Origin of the sequence: Achromobacter anxifer, from assembly GCF_903652925.1 — a bacterium.
GTDB classification, from domain to species: Bacteria; Pseudomonadota; Gammaproteobacteria; order Burkholderiales; family Burkholderiaceae_B; genus Achromobacter; species Achromobacter anxifer.
On sequence record NZ_CAHLAR010000001.1, the window covers coordinates 754,409 to 776,862 of the forward strand.

A 22,454-nucleotide genomic window follows, 5' to 3' on the forward strand; every position below is an offset into this window, starting at 1 on the left:
GTCTGGGTTTATCGGGGGCTGGCGTCTTGCGCGCTGGCGGCGGGCGCCTCGGCGGGGACTTGCGTGCCGCCGCCCAGCGCCGCGTACAGCCGGACGCGGCTGGACAGCAGCGCGCGGCGGGTCTGCGCCAGCTTTTGCTGGGCGGCCAGCAGATCGCGCTGCGCGTCCAGCACTTCCAGGTAGGGAGAGGCGCCATGGTCATAGCGCAGCTGCGCCAGGCGCGCGCGCTCGGCCTGCGCGGCCACGGTGGCGCGCAGCACGTCCACCTGTTCGGCGAGCCAGTAGCGGGCCGATAGCGCATCGGACACGTCCTTGAACGCGGTCTGTATGGTCTGTTCGTAGGCGGCGACCGCCTGGTCGCGGCGCGCTTCGGTCAGGTCCAGGTTGGCCGAGCGGCGGCCGGCGTCGAAGATCGGCAGGTTGATGCTGGGCGCGAAGTTCCAGGCGCGGCTGCCGCCCGCGAACAGGCCGTCCAGCTCGCTGCTGGCGGTGCCGAACGCGCCGGTCAGGGTGATGCTGGGCAGGAAGGCGGCGCGGGCCGCGCCGATGTTGGCGTTGGCGGCCTTGAGCTGGTGTTCGGCTGCGACGATGTCGGGGCGGTTGACCAGCAGGTCCGAGGGCAGGCCGGCCGGCAATTCGCGCATGACGGCGCCATCGTCCAGGCGCGCGGGCAGCTTGGGCAGGTTGAGCGGCGCGCCGACCAGCAGCTCCAGCGCATGGGCCTGGGAGGCGCGGGTCTGTTCGAGGTCCGCGCCCAGCGCCTTGGCCTGCTGCCACAGCGTTTCCACCTGGGTCAGGTCCAGCTTGGATATTGCGCCTTCCTCGAAACGGCGGCGGAAGATGCGCAGCGATTCCTCGCGCGAGGCGATGGTCTCGCGCGTCAGCGTCAGGCGTTCGTCCAGTTCGCGCAGCGACAGGTAGCTGTCCGCCACTTCGGCGATCAGGCTGAGCGTGGCGGCTCGGGCGGCGGCGTCGGAGGCCAGGTAGTTCTGCAGCGCGGCATCCTTCAGGCTGCGCACGCGGCCCCAGAAGTCCAGTTCCCAGCTGGCCATGCCCAGGCCCACCTGATATTGGCTGGAGACCAGCGGTTGCCCGGTGAGGTTCAGGTCTCCCGGCACGCGGGAGCGGGAGCCGTCGGCTTGTGCGCCGATGGTGGGGAACTGGTCCGCGCGCTGGATGCCGTACAGGGCGCGCGCCTCTTCGACCCGCAGCAGGGCGCGGCGCAGGTCGCGGTTGTTGTCCATGGCGGTGGCGATCAGCGCTTGCAGCGCGGGATCGGGGAAGTAGGCGCGCCAGCTGATTTCGGCGGCCGCCGCTGCGGTCGCAGCCGAGGTTGCAACGCCTGGGGCCGGGGCCGTGTAGGCGGCGGGCACTGGCAGGGCGGGGCGGTCGTAGTCGGGCGCCATGGAAACGCAGCCGCCGGCCAGCAGCGCCAGCAGGGCTGCGGGTGCGAAGCGCGCGGCGATCGTGGCCGGAAACGGGCGGCGTGTCATGCGTAGTCTCTCCAGCGCGGGGGCCGGGCGCGTCCCTGGGCAAGGCGGGCTTGTGGCGCCGCGCCGGGGGCGGACCCGGTACCGGGTTCATGCTTGGATGTATTGTGCAGCGCGGCGGCTGAGCATTCCTTGATCAGAATCAAAGTAACGACTGACCGGTCGGTTTTTAATGGAATCCATACGCACAGGGAGTAGAAGGATGGGCATGCAGCGCCGTCGTCTTCCTCCGGCCGTGCGGGTCGGGCAGATCCTCGATGCCGCGCTGCAGGAGTTCTCGCAAGCAGGCTATGCCGGCGCCAGGATGGACGACATCGCGCTGCGGGCCGGGCTGTCCAAGGGCGGCCTCTATGCGCATTTCGACAGCAAGGAAGCGGTCTTCGAGGCCCTGCTGGCGCGCCACCTGAGCCCCTCGCGGCTGGACATCGAGGCTGTGGTGGATGGCGCGGGCTCGCCGCGCCATCTGGCGGAACGCATCGTCAACCATCTGCATGTCAGCCTGGGCAATCCGGCCATGATCAGCACCATGCGGCTGCTGCTGGCCGAGAGCGGCCGCGTGCCCCATCTGGCGGCGCGCTGGCGGCAGGAGACCGCGGACGCGCACCAGGCCGACATTGCGGCGCTGCTGGAACGCGCGCGGGCCCGCGGCCTGTGCGCCGATTGCGTGGCGCTGAAGCACCCCTGGCTGCTGCTCTCGCCCATCGTGCACACGCTGGTCATGTCGGTCCTGCTGGGACCGGACGAACGCATCGACTTGCCCGAGCGGCGCCAGGCGCACGTGGCGCTGATCTGCGAACTGCTGCGTCCGGCGCATGCCTGAAGGGGCCGGCAAAGGGTTTCTTGACGCTGCGGCCGGCTTGGTGTCCTATCCAGAGTGGTCGCGCCGCGGCCATGCACGATCTGGGCAGCGAGGTGACATGGCGACATCGGGAGTGACTAGCGACGCACCGGCCTGGCGTTATCTGCCAGTGGCTTTGGCATTGATCCTGCCCATCCTGGCCTGCGTCGGCTGGACCTGGCTGCAGGCCAACAGCGCGCAGCGGCTCGAAGGCGAAACTACCGCGCGCATCGTGCTCGCCCAGACCGAAAGCATCCTGACCCAATCCCATGACATGCTGGAGCGGGTGACGGAGCAGGCGGGCAAGCCCTGCGCCGAGGTGCTGCCCGCCCTGCAGCGCTGGGGCACGCTGAATCCGTATTTCCGCTCGCTGGTCCTGCTCAGGAAGGAGCAGGTGTATTGCTCGTCGGCGGTGGGGCCGGTCAGCGCCACGATCGATGATTTCAGCCGCTGGAACGTCGAGCTGTCGCCGGACCGCTGGCAGATGTCGGTGACGGGCACGCCGCTGGCGCCCGACCGTCCGGCCATCCTGCTGGGCAAGTCCAATGCGGAGGGCAACAGCGGCATGGTGGTGGTGGACGGCCGCTATGTGCAGGATCTGCTGAACGCGGTAGCCACCATGGACGACCTGCAGCTGGAGCTGATCGTCGGCGGGAAGGGCGCGCCGATACGCAGCGATTCCTGGGGCGGCGCGGCGGCGCGCGCGGTGGCGCTGCATCAGGAAAGCGCGGACGAGGACGATGGCGTGGCGTTGACCGTCAATGTCGTGGCGCCTCCGGAGAACCTGGTGCGCGCCTGGTCTCGCTCCATGGCGACGTACCTGCCGGTGGCGCTGCTGCTGGGCGTGATCCTGGCGCTGGGCACGCACCGGCTACAGGCCAGCAGGCGATCGTTCAGGGAGCAGTTGCGCCGCGCCATGCGGGCCGGCGAGTTCCTGGTCCATTACCAGCCGGTGTATTCGCAGGCCACGAGCCGCTGCGAGGGCGTGGAGGCGCTGATGCGCTGGGAGCGGCCGGGCATCGGGCCGGTGCGCCCGGATGTGTTCATCGCGCAAGCCGAGACGGACGGCATGATCATCGAACTGACCCAGCACCTGCTGCGGCTGATCGAACGCGACATGCGGACCTGGACCATGCCGCCGCACTTCCATATCGCCGTGAACATCGCGGCCGAACACTTGTCCAGCGCGGAACTGCTGCCCGACGTCCAGGCCTTCGCGGCGCAGGTCGCGGCAAGCCAGCCGCTGGTGGTGCTGGAGATCACCGAACGCAGCCTGATCACCGACAACGGCCAGGCGCGGCGCAATATCGACGCGCTGCGCGCCCAGGGCGTGCGCGTGGCCATCGACGACTTCGGCACGGGGCACTGTTCCCTGTCATACCTGCAGAAGTTTCCGGTGGACTACCTGAAGGTCGACCAGGGCTTCGTGCAGGCCATCGGGCCGGCCGGCGAAGAGGCGCCGGTGCTGGACGCCATCATCACGCTGGCGCACCGCCTGGGATTGTCGGTGGTGGCCGAGGGCGTGGAAACCGGATATCAGTTCGATTACCTGAAGGCGCGCGGCGTGGCGTTCATCCAGGGCTATCTGTTCGCGCGGCCCATGCCTTCGGCCGAGTTGCTGCGCTGGTATGCCGGGCACCAGCAGCCGGGCGCCGCGGCCTGGGCCGCGTAGCCACGCCGCTCAGGCGGTCTTGGCGTCCGGCTCGGCCTTGGCGAAGAACAGGTCGGTGATGCTCTTGCTGTCCAAGGGTTCGCCGTTGATGGCGCGGGTCAGCAGTTCGGCGCCCAGCAATTGCAGCGAGAACACCAGGTCGGGCCGCACGCGGCGGATCTTTTCCAGGTGCTTGCTGGTGTTGACCAGCGCCACGGTCTTGACGCCGTTCTCGCCGGTTGCTTCCTTGGCGGCCATCACAATGAAGGCGTTTTCGGCGTCGTCGGCGCGCAGCGCCAGCACGTAGCGCGCGCGGGTCACGCCCGCGTTGCGCAGCACTTCCACGCTGGACGGGTCGCCTTCGATCAGGTCCGTGGCTGCGGGGTATTCCTGCGGCGTGCCGGCGGGCACGATGACGGTGACTTCGTCGCCGCGGCGGCGCAGGCCGTCGTAGACGCTCAGGGCCAGGGGCGTCGCGCCCGCGATGATGATGTGGTTTTTGCGCATGGCGGTGGAGAACCTGCCTTTGACCAGCCGTTTCAGATTGCCGCCGATCACCGGTCCGGCGATCGCGCTGATGGAGGTGGCGAAGATGGTGATGCCCAGGATGATAATCGACGCGGTGAACAGCCGCGCGGTGCCGCTGTGCGGCGTGATGTCGCCATAGCCCACCGTGGACATGGACACGATGGAGAAGTAGAGCGCGGTGGTGATGTCGGTGATGGGCGGGTTGAATTCATCGCCCAGGTAGAGCGTGCCGAACACCGCGTAGATCAGCAGCGACAGCATGCTGACCAGGGCGAACAGCGAACCCGCCGTGACGCTGGCGCGGTCGAAGCGGCGCCAGTAGGCGATCAGCGCGACGATCAGGACCAGCGTGTAGATCCCCAGGCCGGCGCGGCCGCTGTCGCCCATGATGGCGAAGGTGCCGATGCCGATCAGCAGCACCAGCGAAAACGCCCAGGCGATGCGGGCCTTCAGGATCAGGCCCAGCGCGATGACCTGCAGCCCCACGCCGAGTACCAGGCGTGGTATCTCCAGGAGGCCGACCACGCGCATGACTTCCTGCCAGTTGTCGATGGCGAGCCAGAAGTCGTATTCGCGCGCGCGCACTTCGCGCAGCACCGGATGCATGAACGCATAGCCGTCCAGCGCCACCAGGATGGCCAGGCACCAGTTGGGCGGGAACAGCGCCAGCACCTTCCGGAGGCGGTGCGCGAAGGGAACGTGCAGTGTGGGCATGAGGTTAGTCGGGAACGGGTCCCAAGTCCTTTGCCGGCATTGTAGGCGGCAGCCGGAGCTATACCAGATATGTATGGAAGGCTATCAACAAAGAATTACTGCAAACCTGGCCGGCGTCCTAAACTTCCTTCATCACGCGGCTATTCATAAGGAACGCCGCTGATAAGGGCGGGACGCCCGCTGTTCTTCAAGCGGATGAATCGCCTGGCGTTGATCACGTTGCAGCTTGTGCAGGGACTAGAGACCCGGCTCAGGTTCACGGTCTGACCGTACGTGAGCAGTATGAGGCACGAATGTTGGAATCGCGTGATCCAGGTAGTAGGCATCAGTGCCGGCTGATGACTCCAGGTTCACGTGTTGTTTTAGCGCGGCGTCTTAACCTTTCGGGGCAGCGCCGCGTTTTTTTCGTCCGGCCGCCGGGCTCGCCAGGGCCAGGCTTCAAATTCAAGCCGACGCGTTCGCGTCCGCCGTTTCATGGCGCCAGTCATCCTGGGCCTCCGGCCGGCTTTCTTCCCCAGTCACCCGAAAATCCAGGTCCAGAGCGATGTCCGCCGCGAACATGTAGCCCCAGCCGTGCACGGCGCGGATCGGCAGTGTCATCTGGTGGGCCGTCGCCTTGCGCCGCAGGCGGCTGATCATGACGTCGACGAAACGGCGCCGCGTGATGCCGCCGTCGGCTTCGTCGGCGCCGTCAGGGTAGAAGGCGTCGCGGCTGATCTTGCGGTCGGGGGCGTTCACCAGCCGCGACAGGAAGTCGCGTTCGCCCGTGGTCAGGCCCAGGGCCCGGCCCGTGGGGCTGATCAGCGTCCAGCCCTTGTTCGCCAGGCGCCAGGTTTCCTGCGCGGGTTCATCCTGCGCGTGCCCGTCCGAGGCGGCCGCGTCGCTGCTGTCCAGGCCGACCGCGCGGCGCACCAGCGCCTGCAGCGCCGCGGCCAGCTCCAGCCCCGTGACGTCCGACGGCAGGCAGGCGTCCGCGCCGCAGAGCAGGGTGCGGATGCGGCTTTCGGCGTCGGTGAAGGTGGCGATGGCGACGATGCCCAGGCCGCGGTCCACCGCGCGCAGCCGGACGGCGGCGTTGTGGATGTCTGGCAGCGGCGCCTTCAGCACGACCAGGGGGCTGGGGCGGCGGGAGTATCTGTCGTAGACGTCGGCCAGGTCGTGGCAGCGGCGGACATTGAAACCCAGGTGGGAAAGGGCTTCGACGAGTCCGGCATGCCTGGCGTCGTCATGGCCCAGAAAGATGACATCCAGCGTGTTGTTCATTGATGCTTCCAATGGGGAGGCAGGGCATGGCTGCGGGGCCCGATGCCTAGCCGTGGCGGTGCGTGTCATGCCCCCCTCTCCCTGTGCTGCGCGCCGCGGCGCGCAAGCGCCGGACGGTGTTGTTCGGATGGGCGCGACGCCGGGCCCTTGCCCAGGTTTCATGCCGTCGCCGATGGCCGCCCATGCTTCGATGCTGCTTGGAAGTCACGCCCGTGTTTCATTTAAACACGGGCGTGTTTTTTTGTGAAGATACGTATCTCTAGTTTCTGACAGTAACAGAAAGCCTGGGTGCAGCGCCATGGAAACGCTTGAAATAGTGTTTGTTTTGTCATCATGGTCCGGCGCCGATTATGTATCGCCGATACATTATTTTCGATTTTTAATATTCGAAACGCCATAAACTTGCGCAGGTTTTCCTCCACGGCGCTACGATGCCGGCTTGGCTATGCAAGCCAATGATAGATATGGTTTTTTTGACGCCGCGCCAGGGGCGCGTCGAGACGCCCGCGCGGACCGGAGAGGCGCGCGGACAGCCGGTTGCCGCGATTTGCGGATTAGCCCGGGAATTGGGGGGCAATCCGTTTATTTGGCGCCAGTATTGAAATGCTTTAATCAAAAAATAAATTCTTATTAATGTCTCGGGTTGATCGATTGGACACGTTTAGCCATCGTCTGCGCAGCGCAAGAATGCTTCAGGGATGGACTCAAAAGGACTTGGCGGTCGCGAGCAACCTGTCGCAAAGCGCTATCGGCAACTACGAAAGCGGGCAACGCCGACGGCCGTCGAGCGATGCGCTGATCAAGCTGACGCGCGCGCTGAGCGTGAGCCCCATGTGGCTCAGCACCGGCGAAGGGCCGATGCTGAGCTCGGGGCCCGAAGCCGCCCAGGCCGGCGCGGATCGGCTGGCGCAGCCTGCGGCCTGGCCTTTCGAAACCATCTCCTATGCCACGTATGCCCGCCTGAGTTCCCAGGAAAAGCGGCAGATCGAGCACGTGCTGGCCGCCTACATCAAGGCGCGCGGCGAATAGAGCCGATAGGCTGCGCGGGCGCGGGCGCTGGCGCGCCCGTGGGCCGCCGCCTGGCGTCGGCAGCCGGCGTCTGTTCGCCGTCGTCGGAACGCAGGCGCCTGCGCAGCCGTTCCACCGGATCGGCGATGACGCTGTTGAGCAGGGCTGAAAATGCGATGGTGCTGGTGATCACCAGCGCCGAGAACAGCAGCGGCTGGTCCAGGTGCGCCTCTTCCAGCAGCCAGGTGAAGAACAGGATCACCAGCGAATGGCAGATGTAGATGGGATAGCTCAGTTCGCCTATCGCCTTGTCCAGGCGGTGGCGCGATTGGAACAGGAAGGCCAGCGGCAGCAGCGCCACGAACAGCAGCACGGCCAGGCCGTCACGCACGTTGTGGTTGATGGCGATCGAGAAATGCAGCAGACAGTAGACGGCCAATACGGCGGTGCCCAGCTCGGGCAGACGCTTGATCCGTTGCGTCCAGGCCTTGTAGCGCGGCAGCAGCACCTGGTGCGATAGCGAGCCGAGCAGGAACAGCGCCAGTTCCGTCGGAAAGAAGCGGTAGGTCCAGGGGTCGTTGGTGCCGATGCCTGCTGCGACCAGCACCGCGCGCAACGCCAGCGATGCCGCCAGCAGGACCAGCAGCCGCCGCGGCGAGCCCAGAATGAAGGGAGCCACCAGGTAGAAGCTCATCTCGACGCCCAGGGTCCAGGCCTGGGGCACCAGCAGGCCTTGATACAGCGGCACTTCGCTGTGCGCGAAGCTGCCGGTGAACGCCAGTGTGGAATTTTCGATGCCGAAGAACATCAACCAGTCCTGGCCGATGATGAAAATGTTCGACAGCACCAGGAACAGTTCCGCATTGAAGGGCAGGGCGTCGTAGATGCGGAAGAAGGCGCCGCCGCTCATGACGTGAGCGGCCAGCGTCAGCGCCGCAACGGCCAGGTAGATCGGGAACAGGCGCAGGAACCGGTTCGCATAGAACTTGCCCACCGCACCCTGGTAATGGTCGGTCGCGGTCAGCACATAGGAAATCAGGAAGCCCGAGATCACGTAGAAAAGCTGCACCGCCAGGCGGCCGCCTACCAGATGGTCGGCGTTGCCTCCGCCCAGATGGTCGAGCACGACTGACAATGCCAACAAGGTTCGTAGAAAGCCCATCGCTGTGTCTCCCGGATTGATCTTATTTTTGGCTTCCAGAGAAGCCGGACACCTGCGCCCGCGATACTTGCCGATCGGCTCCTTTTTCCTCGCGTTGTCCGGCGCGGCAGGGATTGCGATCTGCACTGATTCTGCGCGTCGACGACCGCCGCCGCCATGCGGCGTACGATGCAGCAGGCCATGCTATTGGCCTGTAGGGCAGGGGAGGCCGTGCTGCTTTTGGATACCGCTTATGGGCTGAGGACACGCGTGCCGCGCTCCCGGGCCGGTTACAGTCGGGATATGTGAATTGTTTGGAGTCCAGTACATGCCTATCCTCCTGTCCATGCCTCGCCGCCTGCTTTGCCTCAGCCTCCTGAGCGTGGCGTTGGCTGGTTGCGCCGGGTCGACCGGGGGCGCGCGCCCGCAAGGCGCCGCCGCGGCCAACGCTGCCAGCAGCGCCGATTCGCTGGCCCAGACCAGCTGGGAGCTGGTGCGCTGGACCCAGCCGGGCGGCGCGCTGCGCGACATTCCCCATGGCGACAACGGCGAGCCCGTGCGCCTGACCTTCCTGGCGCAGGGCAAGCAATACCGCGTCAATGGCTTTGCCGGCTGCAACCGCTACATGGGCACCTACAAGCTGGAAGGCGGCAAGCTCCACATCGATGCGCCAGCCGCCACGCGCATGGCCTGCGCCGCGCCGGAACGCGCGCGCCTGGAGGCGGACTACCTGCGCGGCCTGACCTCGATCGATACCTTCACGCTCGACAATGGCGGCGCGCCGCGGCACCTGACGTTCAATCTGCGCGGCGGGGACGTGCTGGAATTCGAGCGTCGCCAGGACCCGCCCACGCCGTAGCGCCTGGGCGTCAAAACGCGTTTCAAAGCGTGTTAAGCGGTGAAAAATGGTGCCGGGCCCGGCCTACAATGGCGCGGTCCGGCCCGGCGGCATATTGCGGGCGCGGCAGTCCTTGATTGTCCCGGGAGATCCTCATGTCCATATCCTCGTCCCTGCGCTGGCTGGCGCCTTGCCTGTTGTCCATCGGCCTTGCCGCCTGCTCTTCGCCGCCGCAGCGCGCCGCGGACGGGCAGGATCCCCGTTTCCAGCCCGCCTCCGCCTCCGACATGCTGGCGCAGACCAGTTGGGATTTGGCGCGCTGGACGCTGCCGGGCGGCGCTTTGCGCTCGATCCCGCACCCGTCGACCAATTCGCGCCCGCTCACGGTCAGCTTCGTCCATGACCAGGGCCGCCCGCGCATTTCGGGCTTTGCGGGCTGCAACCAGTACAACGGCGCCTACACCGTCGCCAACGGCCTGCTGATCGTGCAGGGGCATCCGGCCTCGACCCGGATGGCCTGCGCCTCGCAGAACATGCAGCTGGAACAGGATTTCCTGGCTGCCCTGACGAGCATCACGGCCAGCTCGGTGGACAACCCCAATAATCCCCAGCGCATGAGCTGGGTCCTCAGCTCGGGCGACAAGCTGGACTTCGGCCGCCGCGCCGATCCCATCGCCGGCGGCCAACAGGGCCCCTCCAAGCTGGTCTACGTGAATTCGGAGCGCGTGCCCTGCACCTCGGGCGCGGGCCGCGGCATGTGCTACCAGGTGCGCGACAGCGCGGCGCAGCCCTGGCAGCTTTGGTACGGCGACATCACCGGCTTCAACTTCCAGCCCGGCGTGCGCTACCGGCTGCGCGTGGTCGAAGTGCAGAACCCGAATCCGCCGGCCGACGCGTCGACGGTGCAATGGGTGCTGGACGCGGTGGTCGAACAGGAAATCGTCAATCGTTGAGCGGGATCAAGCGCGGCGGGGGGCGGGTAAAACCGCCCAGCGATTACTATTACGCCTTTCGCCGCCCGCTTTTTTCCGCTTTTCCATGACTGCCGTCGTCAATATCGCCGCTTACAAATTCGTTTCGCTGGACTCCCTGCCGGAACTGCGCGCCCGCCTTCTGGATGAGGCCGGCCAGGCCGCGCTCAAGGGCACCATCCTGTTGGCCGAAGAGGGCATCAACCTGTTTCTGGCGGGTTCGGCGGATGGCATCGATGCCTTCCTGCGCGCGCTGCGCGCGGATCCGCGCTTCGCTGATTTGGAAGTGAAGTTCAGCCACAGCGACACGGTGCCGTTCCGCAAGCTCCTGGTGAAGATCAAGCGCGAGATCATTCGCATGGACCACCCGGCGATCCGGCCCGAGGCGGGCCGCGCGCCCGGCGTGGACGCGCAGACGCTGGCGCGCTGGTTGGAGCAGGGCGTGGACGACGCGGGGCGGCCCGTAGTCATGCTGGACACGCGCAACGCCTTCGAGGTCGATGAAGGTACCTTCAGGAACGCCATCGACTGGCGCATCGAACGCTTCACGCAATTCCCCGCGGCGGTGCAGGCGCATCGCGCCGAGCTCGAAGGCAAGACCGTGGTCAGCTTCTGCACCGGCGGCATCCGCTGCGAGAAGGCCGCCATCTACATGAACGAGGCCGGCATCGAGAACGTCTACCAGCTCGACGGCGGCATTCTCAAGTATTTCGAGGAAACCTGCGGCCCGGGCTACGACGGCAAGTGCTTCGTGTTCGACGAGCGCATTTCGCTGGATCCGGGGCTGGCGCCCAGCAAGGCCTGATGCCTGGCCTGCAATAAAAAAAGCCCGCCGGTCGGCGGGCTTTTTTTGCATGTTGCGGGCTTGCGGAATCAGCGCACGCGCATGCCGGGCTTGGCGCCGGGGAACGGCTCCAGCACGTAGATGCCGGCGTCCACGGACTCGTCCGCATGGCTGGCGGCCAGCACCATGCCTTCGGATACGCCGAACTTCATCTTGCGCGGGGCCAGATTGGCCACCAGGACGGTCAGCTTGCCGATCAGGTCTTCCGGCTTGTAGGCCGACTTGATGCCCGAGAACACGTTGCGGTGGCGGCCTTCGCCCGCGTCCAGCGTCAGGCGCAGCAGCTTGGTCGAGCCTTCCACGTGTTCGCAGTTGACGATCTGCGCGATGCGCAGGTCGACGCGCGCGAAGTCGTCGATGGAGATGGTCTCGGCGATGGGCTCGCCGCCGGGCACCACCACGGGGGCGGCGGGCGGCTCGAACAGGTCTTCCAGCATCTGCGGTTCGACGCGCTGCATCAGGTGCTTGAACGGCGCCACGCGCTGCGGCAGCACCGCGGCGTCGGCCCAGGTGAACGGCGCCTGCGCGCCGAACAATTCGAGCGCCACGCGTTCCGACAGGGCCGGCAGCACCGGCGCCAGCATCACGGACAGCGCCTTGAAGCCGGCCAGCGAGCGCGAGCAGATGTCCTGCAGGGCGGCCTTCTGCGCGTCATCGGCCGTGGCGATGCCCTTGGCCAGCACCCAGGGCTGGGCCGTGTCGAACGCCTGGTTGATGCGGTCGGCGTAGGCCATGATTTCGCGGATGGCGCGGTTGTATTCGCGCGCTTCGAAGGCGGCGCGGATCGATTCCGCCTGTTCGGCGTACTCCGCGGCCAGCGCCGCGGTGTCGCCCGAATAGCCGAGGACGCCGTCGAAATGCTTGGTGATGAAGCTGGCGGCGCGACTGGCGATGTTGACGTACTTGCCGATCAGGTCGCTGTTGACGCGGGCGATGAAGTCCTCGGGGTTGAAGTCCATGTCTTCGACCCGGGCGTTCAGCTTGGCGGCGATGTAGTAGCGCATCCATTCGGCGTTCATGCCGAGTTCCAGGTAGCGCAGCGGCGAAATGCCGGTGCCGCGGCTCTTGGACATCTTTTCGCCGCTGACGGTGATGAAACCGTGCACATTGACCGCGTCCGGCGTCTTGCGGCCGGCGAACTTCAGCATCGCGGGCCAGAACAGCGCGTGGAAGTACACGATGTCCTTGCCGATGAAGTGGACCTGTTCGGTGGGGCCGGCGGGGTCCAGCAGCTTGTCGAAATCCAGGCCCTTGACGGCGCAATACGACTTCAGCGAGGCCAGGTAGCCCACCGGCGCGTCCAGCCAGACGTAGAAGTACTTGCCCGGCGCGTCCGGGATCTCGATGCCGAAGTAGGGCGCGTCGCGGGAAATATCCCAGTCGCCCAGCTTGGCCTCGCCGTCATCCGAACCCAGCCATTCGCGCGTCTTGGCCAGCATTTCGGGCTGCAGGTGCTTGCCGCCGGCGGCGTTGCTGCCGGTGGTCCATTGCTGCAGGAATTCCACGCAGCGCGGGTCCGACAGCTTGAAGAAGAAGTGGTCCGAGGACTTCAGCACCGGGGTGGCGCCGGTCAGGGCCGAGTACGGATTGATGAGGTCGGTGGGCGCGTAGACCGCGCCGCAGACCTCGCAGGAATCGCCGTACTGGTCCTTGGCGTGGCACTTGGGGCATTCGCCCTTGATGTAGCGGTCGGCCAGGAACATGCCCTTGACCGGATCGTAGAACTGCTCGATGGAGCGGGTTTCGATCAGGTCCTGGGCCTTGAGCGCGCGGTAGATGTCCTGCGACAGCGCGACGTTCTCGGCGGAATCGGTGGAGTGCCAGTGGTCGAAGCGGATGTGGAAGCCGTTCAGGTACTGCGGGCGCTCGGCGGCGTAGCGGGCCACCAGGGCCTGCGGCGTGATGCCTTCCTTTTCCGCCTTCAGCATGATGGGCGCGCCGTGCGCGTCGTCCGCACCCACGAAGTGCACCGTGTGGCCCGCCATTCGCATCGAACGAACCCAGATATCGGCCTGGATGTACTCCATGATGTGGCCGATGTGGAAAGATCCGTTGGCGTAGGGCAGCGCAGTGGTGACAAAAAGGGTGCGAGACATGGTTGTCGGTCGAGGTTGAGGGAAAAAGGGGTAGGCCGGCCATTTTAGGGCAAGCGCCGGGACTTGCCCGGCGGCGGTCCGTCAATGACTCAACCCGCCCTTCGCGGCTGGCGAATCAGGCGGGTTGCGGTAGTGGGCGCCAGTCAGGGCGCCGGAAAGGGCGCGGAGGCGGCGGTCCGGGGGTTCAGGCCCGCGGATGCAGCGGCCCATGGCCCGCCCGCGCCGGCAGGCGCGGGCATGGCGGCATGCCGTCAGCGGATCTCGCGGGCTTCGACGTCGATCACATCGCCGCGCGGCTGCGTGGCGAAGGGCGCGGAGGCGGACTGGAACGGTCCCGGGCGGGCGCCTTGGCGCTGGCTCCAATAGGCGCGCACGCCGAAAGGCTTGCCGCGCACTTTGGCGACCACGTACAGGATCGCCACGGCGATCGCCGTGGAAAGCATGAACACCAGCGCCATCGCCATGCCGATCAGGGCCAGGGCGGCGAATAGGACGGCACGAAAGAAGCGGATAAGTGTGTTGGTCATGAGGATCGGATGCAAAACGCAGCGAAAGGTTCCCGGCTATCCGCTATCCTTTAGGGGATGGCGGCCCGCAGAAGCCGCGCTGCCTACGGAACCATAGTGACATGAGTATAACGATAGAACAAATTCGCGCCGCGCTGCGCGCCGCGCAGGACCCGAATACCGGTATGGATTTGGGTGTTTCTGTAAAAGATCGTGACATCAAGCTGGACGGCGGCCGCGTGGCGCTGTCGCTGGAACTGGGCTATCCCGCGGACGCCGCGCGCGCGCAGGTCCGGGACATCGCCGTGGCGGCATTGGCCGCCGCCGGCATCGCCGGCGCCCAGGTCGACGTGACCTGGAAGGTCGCCGCCCATGCGGTGCAGAAGGGCCTGAAGCCGCTGCCCAACGTGCGCAACATTATTGCAGTGGCCTCCGGCAAGGGCGGCGTGGGCAAAAGCACCACCGCCGTCAACCTGGCCCTGGCCCTGGCGGCCGAGGGCGCCAAGGTGGGCGTGCTGGACGCGGACATCTACGGCCCCAGCGTGCCGACCATGCTGGGCATTTCGGGCCGTCCCGAAAGCCTGGACAACAAGAGCATGGAGCCCCTCACGGGCCACGGCCTGCAGGCCAACTCCATCGGTTTCCTGATCGACGCCGATTCGCCCGCCATCTGGCGCGGCCCCATGGTGACGCAGGCCCTGGAGCAACTGCTGCGTCAGACCAACTGGCGCGACCTCGATTACCTGATCGTCGACATGCCCCCGGGCACCGGCGACGTGGCCCTGACGCTGGCGCAGAAGGTGCCGGTGGTGGGCGCCGTCATCGTCACCACGCCGCAGGACGTGGCGCTGCTGGACGCGCGCAAGGGCTTGCGCATGTTCCAGAAGGTCGACGTGCCGATCCTGGGCGTGGTCGAGAACATGGCGATCCACATCTGCTCGCAATGCGGGCACGCCGAGCACATCTTCGGCGAGGGCGGCGGGCAGCGCATGGCCGAGCAATACCACACGCCCTGGCTGGGCAGCCTGCCGCTGACCCTGGCGATCCGCGAACAGACCGACGCCGGTTCGCCGACCGTGGTGTCGGATCCGGGCAGCGAAGCCGCGGGCCTGTACCGCGGCATCGCGCGCAAGCTGGCGGCGGGCATTGCGGCGCTTCCCCGCGACATGGCCGGAAAATTCCCGTCCATCGTCGTGCAGCAGCCGACCTGACGCATGCGGTGGGCAGCCCGCGCCTTCTTGGCAGGACTTTTTGTGATGACGGGCGAGGCCATGGCCAAGCGTCCGGAAATCATCGTGGACCCCGGCGGCGTGCCGCCGGCGGCATTGCAGGCGATCACCGAGGCCGTCGACGCGATCGCGCGGCTGGCCGAGGACCAGGACGGCGGTGAAATCAACCGCCTGCGCCGGCGCGCGCGCGACGCGACGCTGGCGGCCCTGGCGACCCAGGGCTATTTTTCACCCACGGTGAAGCTCGAAGCCGGCACCGATATCGGCGGCGAGACCTGGGACATCAGCATCGTTTCCGGCAAGCGCACCACCGTCACGTCGGTGGACCTGAATTTCACCGGCCGCATCACCCGGCCCGAGTTCGCTCCACGGGTACAGAAGCTGCGCGACGACTGGCTGCTCAAGACGGGCCAGCCCTTCATCAACGCCGACTGGAACAAGGCCAAGGCCAACCTGCTGGACGAGATTTCCTCGCGCGACTTCATGCTGGCGCGCATGACGGCCTCGCAGGCCGAGATCGAGGCCGATTCGGCCACTGCCGCGCTGCGCGTCACCATAGACAGCGGCCCCCAGGTGCGCATGGGCGAACTCAACACCGAAGGCCTCAAGCGGGTGCCCGAGAAACTGGTCGAGCGCTACGTGCGCTATTCGCCGGGCGCCGCGTATGACCAGAACCGGCTGGACACCTGGCAGCAGGACCTGCAATCCACCGCCTTCTTCCGTGGCGCGTTCGTGTCGCTGGAGCAGCCCGGCGGCGCGCAGCAGCAGACGCCGGCGCCCAACGCCGACCGCGCGCGGGCGCCGGGATCGACCGACCTGGCGGCATCGACGCCGGCGGGCGACCCCTCCGTGTCCGGCGCCATGCCGCCTCCGCCTCCCGTCTATGACTCCAATGGCGAGGTGACCTTGCCCGTGCAGGTGCGGGTGGTCGAAGCCCCGCCCAAGCGCTTCACGGGTTCGATCGGCGTGGACGACGAGGCTGGCGTGCGCCTGGAGTCGCTGTACCGGCAGAACGTGGTGTTCGGCCAGCCGCTGACCCTGGAAACCGGCTTCAGCGTGGACCGCCTGCAGCAGCGCGTCTACGCCGATTTCCTGCTGCCGCCGAACGAGCGCGGCTACAAGGATTCCTTCGGCGCCCTGTACGACCATTCCGACATCCAGGGCCTGGAGGTGACGCGTTACGCCCTGGGCGCGACGCGCCTGCAGGAGCGCAAGGGCGCGGGCGACAGCCGGGTCGAATACGAAACCCGCTGGGGCCTGCTGCTGGCGCAGGACCACGTGAAGATCGACGGCGGCGACGAGTACACGCTGCCGACCCTGACCGCGACGGCCGAATGGCTGCGGCGCGACGTGGACAACAAATACGACCCGCGCGAGGGCAACCTGATCGCGGTGGGCGGCGGCGTGGGCGTGACGCTGGATACCGGCGAACCCTATACCCGCGCGCGGCTGCGGGCCCAGAAATGGTGGCCCATCGGCAAGCTGGACGTCCTGACCGTGCGCGGCGAGGTCGGCCGGGTGTGGTCAAACAGCAAGGTGCGGGTGCCGGACGATTTCGGTTTCCGCACGGGCGGCGCGCGCTCGATCCGGGGCTACAAGTACCAGAGCATAGGCGTGCAGCAGAACGACGCCGTGGTGGGCGCGCCCACGCTGCTGGTCGGCAGCATCGAATACGACCACTATTTCAATGAGCGCTGGGGCATGGGCGTGTTCGTGGACGCGGGCGATGCGGCGCAGTCGTTCGGCGACATGTCGATGGCCGTGGGCTACGGCGTCGGCGCGCGCGTGCGCACCCCCGCCGGCCCGCTGTTCCTGGACCTCGCCTACGGCCAGCGCGAACGCGATCTGCGCCTGCATTTTTCCTTGGGGATCGCGTTTTGAAGGGCTTGCGCAAATTCCTGCGCCAGGTGCTGGTGTGGTGGTTGCCCGGATTGGCCATGCTGGCGGTGCTGGCTGGCGGCTTCCTGTTCTGGCTGGTGGGTTCGCAGAACGGCACGCGGCTGCTGCTGACCACGGCCGCCCAGCAACTGAACGGCCAGGCGCTTGACGTGCAGGGTTCGCTGCTGCGCGGCGTTTCGGTGGGCAAGCTGGACCTGGACGTGGGCGGAACCCGCATCGACGTCACCGATCTGCGCCTGGACGTGCATTGGCGCGCCCTGGGCGACCGCCTGCTGCACGTGCGCGAGGTGTCGGCGGGGACGGTGCACGTCGGGCTGACCTCGACGCCCGAGACCGTGCCAGCCGAAGACAGCGGCGAGCCGTTCTCGCTGCCCGAGCTGCCGGTGGACATCGCCGTGGACAAGGTGGCGCTGGGTGATTTCCAGCTGGAGCAGGACGGCCAGCCTCTGCCCGTGACCTTGGGCAACCTGGACGCAACCTTCGCCGCCGGCAAGCAGGGCGCGCAGCTGCGCATTGCCAGCCTGCGCGTCGGGCATGAAGTGGGGCAGGCGGATGTGTCCGGCCAGGCCGAACTGCAGGGCATGGCCGATCCCTGGCCGTTCACCGCGCGCCTGGACGTGACCGCCCAGGGCGCCGGCCCGGATTCGCCGCTGTGCGAGGCCGACAAGCTCAGCGGCGTGTTCGATGCGCAGCAGGGCGGCGGCAAGAAGGCGGATCCTAAGGCCGGCGCGAAGGCCGATGCCAAGGCTGATCCGAAGGGCGACGCCAAGGGAAATCCCAAGGCCGACCCCAAGCTTGCCGCCAAGGCCGATCCCAAGCGCGACCCCAACGCCAAGGATGCCGAGCCGGCGCTACCGCCCGAGCCGCCCCGGCCCGCGTGCCAGGTGGTGCTGCGCGCGGACGCCGCCGGTTCCCTGGACGGGATCCAGGCCAAGCTGGACGGCGAGGGCTCCGGCATGCGGTTGGATCTGAGCGCCGACCTGGCACCGCGCACGGCGCTGGTCCTGCGCAGCGCCCGGGCGCAGGCCCAATTGCCGGACAAATCGACCCTGTCCGCCCAGCTCGACCTGCAATCCGATGGCGCGCAAGGCACCGGCCGCGACCGCATCTCCGGCACGGTAAGCGCCCAGCGCCTGGACCTGGCGCCCTGGCTGGGCAGGGACATTCCGCCCGCCGTGCTGACGGTGCGTGGCGACGTGCAGGCCGATATCGAGAACCTGAGCCAGCTGCGCCATGCCGCGGTCGACCTGCGCTTCGAGGAAGGCACGCGCTGGAACAAGCAGCCGCTGACGGGCTCGCTCAAGGCCCAGGTGGATATCGCGGCGGTGGGAAATGCCGCGCAGGCCGATTCCGCGACGTCAGCTGCCGCTACGCCCTCGGGCGCTGCTTCGGCCGTGGCCGCTCCGGCCTCAGCGGCTCCAGCCTCCGCCGCTTCAGCCTCCGCTGCTTCGACCTCCGCCGCTTCAACCCCCGCCGCTCCGGGCGCGGCCGAGCCCGAGACCGATCCCTTGGCCGGGCTGCGCATCCACGGCCTGGCGGTGGACCTGAAGCTGGGCCGCAACCGGATCCAGGCCACGGGCGAGCTGGACGCCAAGGACGGCGCGCTGTCGCTGGATGCCCAGGCGCCTCAGTTGGACGCGTTCTGGCCGGGCATTCCCGGCGGCGCGGAACTCAAGGGCAAGTTGACCGGCACGCTGGCCGGGCACCGCGGCGAACTGGCGGCCGGCTACACGCCGGCCAAGCCGCGCCCCGGCGTGCTGGGAGAGGCTCCCGCCAAGGCCAACATCGCTTTCGCCGGCTCCTGGGGCAAGGGGCCGGCCGGCACGCCAGACGCGGCCCTGACGGGATGGCGCGGCACTTTCTCCCGGCTGACGGCCGATACGGCGGGCTTCACCGTGGCGGCGGACCGGCCGGTCACCTTGGCCTTCCTGCCTGGCGCCGTGGAGCCCCAATGGCAATGGCAGGTGGGGCAGACCGCCCTGAGCCTGACCCTGCCCGGCAAGGAGCGCGTGATCCTGGCGCACCGGGGTTCACGGGGGGGCGGCAAGCGCTGGGAAACCGCGGGCCAGGCCGACAACCTGGTGATCACGGCCGCCATGGCCCGCCAGGTGATAGGCGCGGTCGATCCCGAGGCCGCGGCCAAACTGGGCAAGCGGCCCGCCCGCGTGAACGCCATGATTCCCGAAGGCCAGCGCCGCATCGCGCTGGACGTGCTGTGGGACCTGAAATTCGACGGCCGGCTGGCCGGCCGCGCGCGCATCGCGCGCCGCGAAGGCGATCTGCTGATTCCTGGCGACCCGCCGATTCCGCTGGGCCTGAAGGCGCTGGTGCTGGACCTGACCGCCACGCCGACTGCCGCCAACGCCAGCCGACTGGACGCCAAGGTGAACCTGGCGACCGACAAGATGGGCCTCATCAACGGCACCGGCAGTGCGGTGCTGCTGGTGGACGCCAAGGGAGGCATGGGGCTGGACCCGCGCCAGCCGCTGCGCGCCAAGCTGGACGCCGACATCGCCGACCTGGCCTGGGTCGGCCTGTTCGTGGGCGATTCGATGGAGGTCGGCGGCACGGTCAAGGCCAATCTGGAAGCGCAAGGCACGCTGGCTGGCAAATGGTCTGCCAGCGGCAACATCCGCGGCGACAAGCTGCGCGTGGTGCGCATCGACGACGGCGTGCGCCTGATCGACGGCACCCTGGCCGCGCGCCTGGACGGCGACCGGCTGGTGCTGGACAGCCTGCGTTTCCCGGCTTCGCTGCGGGTGATGCCCGCCGAGTGGCGCACCAAGGAATGGATCACCACCAATCCCGAGGCCAAGGGCGGCTACGCCGAGGCCAAGGGACAGTGGAATTTCATCGACGGCGGCGGCGACATCAAGCTGACCCTGTACCGCTTCCCGGCGCTGCAGCGCTCGGACCGCTATGCCATGGTGTCGGGCGTCATCGACCTGAAGGCCGCCATGCCGCGCATCGACATCGTGGGTGACCTGAAGGCGGACGCGGGCTGGTTCAGCCTGGAGATCCTGCAGGGCGTGCCGTCGCTGGACGACGACGTCAAGGTGCGCCGGCCCGGCGACGACCCGGGCACTGTGTCCACGCCGCTACAGACCAGCATGAACCTGAAGTTCGACATGGGGCCGCGCTTCTACATCACCGGCATGGGGCTGGACGCCGGCCTGCTGGGCTCCATCCAGATCATGCTGAACGACGGGCGGCTGACCGGCGTGGGCGCGCTGCGCACCCGCGGCGGCGGCATCGAGGCCTACGGCCAGAAGCTGCGGCTGAGCCGCGGCACGCTGACCTTCCAAGGGCGCCTGGACAACCCGCTGCTGGATATCGAGGCCCTGCGCACGGGCGAACAGGTCGAGGCGGGCGTGAAGGTGGTCGGCACGGCGCAACGGCCGCGCATCGACCTGGTGTCCTATCCGGACGTCAGCGACGTGGAAAAGCTGTCCTGGCTGTTGCTGGGGCGGGGGCCGGACGAAAGCGGCGGCGACGCCGCGCTGCTGATGTCGGTGGGCACGGCGCTGCTGGGCGGCGGCCAGCCGTTCTACAAGCAATTCGGGCTGGACGACGTCAGCATCAAGACGGGCAACATCGGCAGCTCCGGCAGCATCCTGCCGGACCGCACGGTGGCCGGCGACGTCAACCGGGATAGCGACAGCCAGTTGGCCACGCAATTCCTGGTGGCGAGCAAGACCTTCGCCAACGGCATCACCCTGAGCGTCGAACAGGCGCTGGCGGGCAGCGACACCGTGGGCCGGGCCAGCTACCGGCTGGCGCGCGGCCTGTCGGTGGACCTGAAGGGCGGGGCGGTCAACGGCATCGCGCTGGTCTACCGGACCTTCTGGGGGAACTGAGGCCAAGCCGGGCGGAGCCGTTCCGCCCGGCGCGCCGGCGGGGCGACCGCGCTCGGGATAAAATGGCGTCCATTCCATTCCCTAGCACCATTCCCACCATGAGCATCAAGAGCGACCGCTGGATCCGCCGCCAGGCCGAAGCCGGCATGATCGAACCCTTCGAAGCAGGGCAGGTCCGCACAGCCAATGGCGGGCGCATCGTCAGCTACGGCACCAGCAGCTACGGTTACGACGTGCGCTGCGCCGATGAATTCAAGATCTTCACGAACATCAATTCCACCATCGTCGACCCCAAGAATTTCGACGAAGGCTCGTTCGTGGACTTCAAGGGCGACGTCTGCATCATCCCGCCCAATTCCTTCGCGCTGGCCCGCACGGTCGAGTACTTCCGCATTCCGCGCAGCGTCCTGACCGTCTGCCTGGGCAAGAGCACGTACGCGCGCTGCGGCATCATCGTCAACGTCACGCCGCTGGAACCCGAATGGGAAGGCCACGTGACGCTGGAATTCTCGAACACCACGCCGCTGCCGGCAAAGATCTACGCGGGCGAAGGCTGCGCGCAGATGCTGTTCCTGGAAAGCGACGAAGTCTGCGAAACCTCTTACCGCGACCGTGGCGGCAAGTACCAGGGCCAGCGCGGCGTGACGCTGCCGCGCACCTGAAGTCTCAGTCCGCCGGCGGCGGTGCGGGGCGCAGGTAGTCGATGTCCCATTCGCTTTCGCCGGTCTGGACGAATCCGTGGCGGCGGTAGAAGCGGTTCGAATCGCTGCCGCGCAGGGCGCCCAGGCGCACCGGCAGGCCCTGGCGGTCCGCCTCCTGCAGGATCATCCGCATGACCTGGCCGCCCAGTCCCGCGCCCTGCGCAGCGGGACGGATGTACAGGTGATCCAGGCGCAAGCCGTCGCCCTCCGGGCGCAGCGCGTAAAAGCCTATCCGTTGCCCGTCCTGCTCGATGGACCAGGTCTGTTCCGGCCGGAAGGTGCTGCGCAGGCGCGAGCGCGCGCGCTGCGGATCGAAGCGCCCCAGGCGCTCCAGGCTCTCGCGCATGGCTTCGATGCGCAGCGCCAGCAGGTCCTCGAAATCCGCTTCCGAAACGGGGGCGTATTGCAGCTGTGGCGCGGACAGCTCTTCGTAGCCCCGTCCCAGGAACTGCAGGATGCAGATGCCGTGGCCATAGGGGTCGCTCAGGTGCGCGATGCGGCCCCAGGCGTGCGAGACGGCGGGATCCTCCAGCCGCGCGCCCGCCGCGACCGCCTGTTCGACCGCGCGGTCGGCGTCCTCCACCACCACGTCCAGATGCACCGGCGTCCAGTGCCGCGCATAGTCGCGCGGCTGGCGCGCGGCGCCTGCGGCAGGCGTGCCGGCGGCTTTTTCCAGCAGGTAGATGGGGGCCTCGGCGCCCAGCATCTCGGCGGCCTTGGGACCCAGCCGGCGTCGCAGCGTCAGGCCGAAAGCGCGGTGATAGAAGTCGATGGCGTGTTCGAGATCGGGCACGTCGATGTTGACCAGGATGCGCATTGGGAGTCCGTCTGCTGAGTAGGGGCGTAAAACACGTAGAGGCAAAAAAAATAGCATGGCCGC

Annotated in this window: 17 protein-coding genes; 10 read left to right on the forward strand and 7 right to left on the reverse strand. The window is 67.6% G+C overall.

What is annotated here, in order from left to right:
* Positions 1–8: 8 nt before the first annotated feature.
* On the reverse strand, positions 9–1,493 hold the full coding sequence (locus HWY37_RS03455; RefSeq protein WP_175207378.1) for an efflux transporter outer membrane subunit: 1,485 nt from the start codon (positions 1,491–1,493) through the stop codon (positions 9–11).
* A gap of 199 nt (positions 1,494–1,692) precedes the next feature.
* Between HWY37_RS03455 and HWY37_RS03460 the strand changes: the two genes are divergently transcribed.
* Both HWY37_RS03460 and HWY37_RS03465 read left to right on the forward strand, forming a co-directional pair.
* Positions 1,693–2,310, forward strand: a complete 618-nt coding sequence (locus HWY37_RS03460) for a TetR/AcrR family transcriptional regulator (protein WP_175207377.1) — start codon at positions 1,693–1,695, stop codon at positions 2,308–2,310.
* Between the two features lie 112 nt (positions 2,311–2,422).
* Positions 2,423–4,000 carry an EAL domain-containing protein gene (locus HWY37_RS03465; protein ID WP_343060914.1) on the forward strand — a complete coding sequence of 526 codons (1,578 nt, stop codon included), beginning with the start codon at positions 2,423–2,425 and terminating at the stop codon, positions 3,998–4,000.
* Between the two features lie 9 nt (positions 4,001–4,009).
* Here the strand turns inward: HWY37_RS03465 and kch are convergent, their stop codons facing one another.
* Entirely contained in the window at positions 4,010–5,221 is a 1,212-nt protein-coding gene (gene kch, locus HWY37_RS03470) for a voltage-gated potassium channel protein (protein ID WP_176087867.1), read from the reverse strand.
* Between the two features lie 444 nt (positions 5,222–5,665).
* Positions 5,666–6,484, reverse strand: coding sequence for a winged helix-turn-helix domain-containing protein (locus HWY37_RS03475; RefSeq protein ID WP_176087868.1), 819 nt, complete (start codon positions 6,482–6,484; stop codon positions 5,666–5,668).
* 633 nt (positions 6,485–7,117) lie between these two features.
* Between HWY37_RS03475 and HWY37_RS03480 the strand changes: the two genes are divergently transcribed.
* Positions 7,118–7,513: a helix-turn-helix domain-containing protein gene (locus HWY37_RS03480; protein ID WP_175207373.1), complete on the forward strand. Its 396-nt coding sequence runs from the start codon at positions 7,118–7,120 to the stop codon at positions 7,511–7,513.
* Here the strand turns inward: HWY37_RS03480 and HWY37_RS03485 are convergent.
* Complete coding sequence (locus tag HWY37_RS03485) at positions 7,494–8,654, reverse strand: acyltransferase family protein (protein WP_176087869.1); 1,161 nt, start codon at positions 8,652–8,654, stop codon at positions 7,494–7,496. The two genes, HWY37_RS03480 and HWY37_RS03485, sit on opposite strands and share 20 nt — an antisense overlap.
* Before the next feature lie 307 nt (positions 8,655–8,961).
* Between HWY37_RS03485 and HWY37_RS03490 the strand changes: the two genes are divergently transcribed.
* The 3 genes from HWY37_RS03490 to HWY37_RS03500 all read left to right on the forward strand — a co-directional run bounded on the left by HWY37_RS03490 (position 8,962) and on the right by HWY37_RS03500 (position 11,247).
* The gene (locus HWY37_RS03490) at positions 8,962–9,492 is read left to right on the forward strand and encodes an META domain-containing protein (RefSeq protein WP_175207371.1); all 531 of its coding nucleotides are present in this window, start codon (positions 8,962–8,964) and stop codon (positions 9,490–9,492) included.
* A gap of 134 nt (positions 9,493–9,626) precedes the next feature.
* The gene (locus HWY37_RS03495) at positions 9,627–10,424 is read left to right on the forward strand and encodes an META and DUF4377 domain-containing protein (RefSeq protein ID WP_176087870.1); all 798 of its coding nucleotides are present in this window, start codon (positions 9,627–9,629) and stop codon (positions 10,422–10,424) included.
* 85 nt (positions 10,425–10,509) lie between these two features.
* Entirely contained in the window at positions 10,510–11,247 is a 738-nt protein-coding gene (locus tag HWY37_RS03500) for a sulfurtransferase (protein WP_176087871.1), read from the forward strand.
* A gap of 68 nt (positions 11,248–11,315) precedes the next feature.
* On the opposite strand, the gene metG is transcribed toward HWY37_RS03500, so the two are convergent.
* Positions 11,316–13,382, reverse strand: a complete 2,067-nt coding sequence (metG, locus tag HWY37_RS03505; RefSeq protein ID WP_176087872.1) for a methionine--tRNA ligase — start codon at positions 13,380–13,382, stop codon at positions 11,316–11,318.
* Positions 13,383–13,633: 251 nt separating this feature from the next.
* Positions 13,634–13,909, reverse strand: coding sequence for a hypothetical protein (locus tag HWY37_RS03510; protein WP_008166740.1), 276 nt, complete (start codon positions 13,907–13,909; stop codon positions 13,634–13,636).
* A gap of 101 nt (positions 13,910–14,010) precedes the next feature.
* On the opposite strand from HWY37_RS03510, the gene apbC reads away from it, so the two are divergent.
* The 4 genes from apbC to dcd all read left to right on the forward strand — a co-directional run bounded on the left by apbC (position 14,011) and on the right by dcd (position 21,535).
* Entirely contained in the window at positions 14,011–15,099 is a 1,089-nt protein-coding gene (apbC, locus tag HWY37_RS03515) for an iron-sulfur cluster carrier protein ApbC (RefSeq protein WP_175207367.1), read from the forward strand.
* 3 nt (positions 15,100–15,102) lie between these two features.
* A complete protein-coding gene (locus tag HWY37_RS03520; protein ID WP_175207366.1) occupies positions 15,103–16,998 on the forward strand; it encodes an autotransporter assembly complex protein TamA in 1,896 nt (631 codons plus the stop codon).
* Positions 16,995–20,873: a translocation/assembly module TamB domain-containing protein gene (locus HWY37_RS03525; RefSeq protein WP_425485002.1), complete on the forward strand. Its 3,879-nt coding sequence runs from the start codon at positions 16,995–16,997 to the stop codon at positions 20,871–20,873. The genes HWY37_RS03520 and HWY37_RS03525 overlap by 4 nt, the downstream gene beginning before the upstream one ends.
* 98 nt (positions 20,874–20,971) lie before the next feature.
* Positions 20,972–21,535 carry a dCTP deaminase gene (dcd, locus tag HWY37_RS03530; RefSeq protein ID WP_041654363.1) on the forward strand — a complete coding sequence of 188 codons (564 nt, stop codon included), beginning with the start codon at positions 20,972–20,974 and terminating at the stop codon, positions 21,533–21,535.
* 4 nt (positions 21,536–21,539) lie between these two features.
* On the opposite strand, the gene HWY37_RS03535 is transcribed toward dcd, so the two are convergent.
* On the reverse strand, positions 21,540–22,391 hold the full coding sequence (locus tag HWY37_RS03535; RefSeq protein WP_175207364.1) for a GNAT family N-acetyltransferase: 852 nt from the start codon (positions 22,389–22,391) through the stop codon (positions 21,540–21,542).
* Between the last annotated feature and the right edge of the window lie 63 nt (positions 22,392–22,454).

What these genes read in the sequence shown, in the direction of transcription:
- HWY37_RS03455 (WP_175207378.1), bottom strand. Translation starts at nt 1,493, where the DNA reads ATGACACGCCGCCCGTTTCCGGCCACGATCGCCGCGCGCTTCGCACCC.
- HWY37_RS03460 (WP_175207377.1), top strand. Translation starts at nt 1,693, where the DNA reads ATGGGCATGCAGCGCCGTCGTCTTCCTCCGGCCGTGCGGGTCGGGCAG.
- kch (WP_176087867.1), bottom strand. Translation starts at nt 5,221, where the DNA reads ATGCCCACACTGCACGTTCCCTTCGCGCACCGCCTCCGGAAGGTGCTG.
- HWY37_RS03475 (WP_176087868.1), bottom strand. Translation starts at nt 6,484, where the DNA reads ATGAACAACACGCTGGATGTCATCTTTCTGGGCCATGACGACGCCAGG.
- HWY37_RS03480 (WP_175207373.1), top strand. Translation starts at nt 7,118, where the DNA reads ATGTCTCGGGTTGATCGATTGGACACGTTTAGCCATCGTCTGCGCAGC.
- HWY37_RS03485 (WP_176087869.1), bottom strand. Translation starts at nt 8,654, where the DNA reads ATGGGCTTTCTACGAACCTTGTTGGCATTGTCAGTCGTGCTCGACCAT.
- HWY37_RS03490 (WP_175207371.1), top strand. Translation starts at nt 8,962, where the DNA reads ATGCCTATCCTCCTGTCCATGCCTCGCCGCCTGCTTTGCCTCAGCCTC.
- HWY37_RS03495 (WP_176087870.1), top strand. Translation starts at nt 9,627, where the DNA reads ATGTCCATATCCTCGTCCCTGCGCTGGCTGGCGCCTTGCCTGTTGTCC.
- HWY37_RS03500 (WP_176087871.1), top strand. Translation starts at nt 10,510, where the DNA reads ATGACTGCCGTCGTCAATATCGCCGCTTACAAATTCGTTTCGCTGGAC.
- metG (WP_176087872.1), bottom strand. Translation starts at nt 13,382, where the DNA reads ATGTCTCGCACCCTTTTTGTCACCACTGCGCTGCCCTACGCCAACGGA.
- HWY37_RS03510 (WP_008166740.1), bottom strand. Translation starts at nt 13,909, where the DNA reads ATGACCAACACACTTATCCGCTTCTTTCGTGCCGTCCTATTCGCCGCC.
- apbC (WP_175207367.1), top strand. Translation starts at nt 14,011, where the DNA reads ATGAGTATAACGATAGAACAAATTCGCGCCGCGCTGCGCGCCGCGCAG.
- HWY37_RS03520 (WP_175207366.1), top strand. Translation starts at nt 15,103, where the DNA reads ATGCGGTGGGCAGCCCGCGCCTTCTTGGCAGGACTTTTTGTGATGACG.
- dcd (WP_041654363.1), top strand. Translation starts at nt 20,972, where the DNA reads ATGAGCATCAAGAGCGACCGCTGGATCCGCCGCCAGGCCGAAGCCGGC.
- HWY37_RS03535 (WP_175207364.1), bottom strand. Translation starts at nt 22,391, where the DNA reads ATGCGCATCCTGGTCAACATCGACGTGCCCGATCTCGAACACGCCATC.